The sequence below is a fragment of the Nonomuraea zeae genome, from assembly GCF_005889725.1.
In the GTDB taxonomy this organism is placed as follows: Bacteria; Actinomycetota; Actinomycetes; order Streptosporangiales; family Streptosporangiaceae; genus Nonomuraea; species Nonomuraea zeae.
On the sequence record NZ_VCKX01000569.1, the window covers coordinates 1 to 3,060 of the forward strand.

The window sequence follows — 3,060 nt, forward strand, 5'->3', positions numbered from 1 at the left end:
CGCTGCCTTCACCACTCCTACCAAAAAATCTTGGAGGTTGCGATAAGGAACTCTTTTTTTTCGTGCAGAAGGCGGCATACGAGCTGTCTTAGGGTCTCGTGGGCTCGGAGATGTGTATAAGAGTCAGGCCTCAGCCCTTGCACCTGCACCCGCCAAGCAGCACACCGCCCTCCTGACCGGCACCACCAAAGGCAAGATCGCCGCCGCCGCGGCCCTGGACCAACTGGGCGTCTCCTTCTCCTGGGGCGGCGGCTCGGCGAAAGGCCCCACCCTAGGCATCGGAAGGGGTGCAAGAACCAGAGGCTTCGACTGCAGCGGCCTGACCCTCTACGCCTGGTCCAGAGCGGGCGTAAGACTCAGCCACTACACAGGCGCCCAGTTCCGCCAGGGCCGCAGGATCGCCCTGCGTGCGAGACGCATGGGCGACCTGCTCTTCTTCGGCGGCGGCACCGGCGACCCCACCCACGTGGCCCTCTTCCTCCACGGAGGGCTCATGATCCACGCCCCGAAGACCGGCGACGTGGTGAGAAAGACGAACTTCCTGACCTCGTCCTACTTCCGCACCGCCTTCCGCGGCGCCGTACGCCCAGGCTGACCCAACCCCACCAAAGGCATCACCCGGCCCCGTACGCCGGCCCCGTAGGTCAGCCCGAACGCCGAACCGCGAACCGCGAACGCCGGACGCCGGACCTGAGTTCACCTTTGATCCCAAGCGCCGAACCTCGCGTCAAAGTGCCGAGCGCCGGGCCCGAACCCAAACCGGGGCCCAAGCCCACCATCCGGATCTGGAGCCCCACCCGGACCCGACTGCGACGTGCGGACCCGACTCCGACATACGGACCCCGACCCCGACGTCCGGACCCGACCTCGACCCCTCCACTAGGACCCGGACCTGGACTCATGTTGATGAGAGCAGAGCGACTCACCTTTTAGCGCAAGCCGCCACCAATTCCCCCACCAGCCCGGAAAGAAGCTCCTGATCCTCCACCCGCGAGGGCTCATACTCCATGAGCGCCGGCCCAGCCACCTCGAACCGCCCGGCAACCGCACGAACCAAATCAAGGAGCTGATGAGGCCGCATCCCCCCAGGCGTGGGGCACCCCACACTCTCGAAGATCGTCGGATCGAGCACATCGAAGTCGATATGCACGTAGACAGCGACCTCCCCATCAGCCGGCCCCGACTCCTCGATCCCCTCCAGCAGTGCATCGGCGTCCACTGCAGAAAGATGGCGCACCCCATGAGCCTCGACGAACGCCGCCTCAGCCGCGTCAAGGTCCCGGACCCCGGCCAGCACGATCCGCCCAGTGCTCACCGGCTCCCCAGCCACCAGCCCCTCGGGCCCTTCTCCCGTGAGCGCCCGCAACACCATCCCGTGATAGGCCCCAGAAGGCGAAGAACCGGGCGTATTCAGGTCCCCATGAGCATCGAACCAGACAACGACCAGCCGATCCCCGTGCCGCTTCCGCGCCGCGGCGACCGGCTCCAGCTCGACGCCGCAATCCCCGCCCGCAGTGACCAGCAGTCCGTCATCCACCTGAGAAACCGCCGCGCGGATCTTGGCGGCGGTGCTGACCAGGTCGTCATCGACATCGACCCGCACTCGGCGATCCGCCTTCACCATGTCGGCGAGCAGCCGGGCCCCTTCCCGCAACCGTTCCGCCGTACGCGCCCCAGACCCGCGCCACTGCGGCACCTCGACAACCGTGACCTCGGACAACGCATCCTCCTCGCAAACCATTCAGATACCGCAACCACACACAATCACAGCTCAACCAGACCAAAAATCGAAGCGCCTGTGGACAAACCAATCGTTTCAAGCGGCTCGAGCGAGCCGGAGGGGGCGACCCCCACCACCACGATCACAGGGGCCTCCGACCTTCTGGAAGCGCCGCTGATCACGCGATGCCCGCCGCCAGAGCCGACCCACCATCTTCAGGTCGTTGTGCGTCCGCCCCTCGGCGGGACACCTGTCGCGCATGGTCGCGTCCCGCAGAGAACGGTGTGAGTTCTGGCCCGCGCAGCCCTGCTCGCCTGTCAGGCAAGGCGCGAGGAGATCGTTGATCCATCACTCGGACGGGACCCCGTCGCGCGTGCGTCCTTGTAGCCGTCCCGTCCGAAGCGAGATCTTAAGAAATCCGTAAGCCGGTCTCGCGAGACTACGGACACATCAGAACGGCGAGGCCGGACGGCCTCACCCCTTCCATGGAGAAGCATCATGAGGAAGATCGTCGCAAGCCTGTTCATCTCGCTTGACGGAGTCGTCCAGGACCCGGCGGAGTGGCACTTCCCGTACTTCAACGACGAGATGGGCGCCGCTGTGACGGCACAGACGGCCGACACCCTCCTTCTGGGGCGCAAGACCTATGACAGCTTCGCCGGAGCGTGGCCGGAGCGGGAGGCCGAGGGCGGCGAGGACGCCGGCTACGCGAAGACGCTCGGCGACGCGCGGAAGGTCGTGGTGTCCCGTCAGCCTCTGGAGTTCACCTGGCGGAACTCTGAGCTCCTGCAGGGCGACCTGGTCGAGGCAGTGACGGCGTTGAAGAAGGAGCCGGGCGGCCGCATCGCCATGAGCGGCTCGGTCTCGGTGATCCGCCAGCTGCTGGCCGTGGGGCTGCTGGACGAGCTGCACCTGCTGGTGCACCCGATCGCCGTCCGCAAGGGTGAGCGCCTGTTCGACGAGGGGGAGACCTCCGTCCCGCTGGAGCTGATCAGCTCCGAGACGTTCACCACGGGCGTGCTGTATCTGGTCTACAAGCCCGCTGAGGTGTCCGGCGGCGCCTCCTACGAGGACGCCAAGGCCCACCTTCCTCAGAACGAGCAGTAAAGATACCCGCGAAGCGACGTTCACCACCGCGCTTGCCTGACCACCACCGCCACTGCCACGACCTGGCCGCCCCCGCCACGACCTGACCTGGCCGCCACCGCTCCCGCCACCGCCGCCGCCACGACCTGACCGTCACCGCCCTTGCCTGACCGGCATTGCCAGGATCCGGCTATCACTGTCCTGCGACCGGCTCACCGACGTCTCCAGGCGCGTGGGCGGGGCCGGGGTGGTGG

Annotated in this window: 3 protein-coding genes; 2 read left to right on the forward strand and 1 reads right to left on the reverse strand. The window is 66.8% G+C overall.

What is annotated here, in order from left to right; genetic code table 11:
* The first annotated feature begins 112 nt into the window (after positions 1-112).
* The gene (locus tag ETD85_RS61230; RefSeq protein WP_170247489.1) at positions 113-595 is read left to right on the forward strand and encodes an NlpC/P60 family protein; all 483 of its coding nucleotides are present in this window, start codon (positions 113-115) and stop codon (positions 593-595) included.
* A gap of 327 nt (positions 596-922) precedes the next feature.
* On the opposite strand, the gene ETD85_RS61235 is transcribed toward ETD85_RS61230, so the two are convergent.
* Positions 923-1,720, reverse strand: a complete 798-nt coding sequence (locus ETD85_RS61235; RefSeq protein WP_170247490.1) for an arginase family protein — start codon at positions 1,718-1,720, stop codon at positions 923-925.
* 498 nt (positions 1,721-2,218) lie between these two features.
* Here ETD85_RS61235 and ETD85_RS61240 point away from each other — a divergent pair, with 498 nt between their 5' ends.
* Positions 2,219-2,827, forward strand: coding sequence for a dihydrofolate reductase family protein (locus ETD85_RS61240; protein ID WP_206059631.1), 609 nt, complete (start codon positions 2,219-2,221; stop codon positions 2,825-2,827).
* Positions 2,828-3,060: the final 233 nt, after the last annotated feature.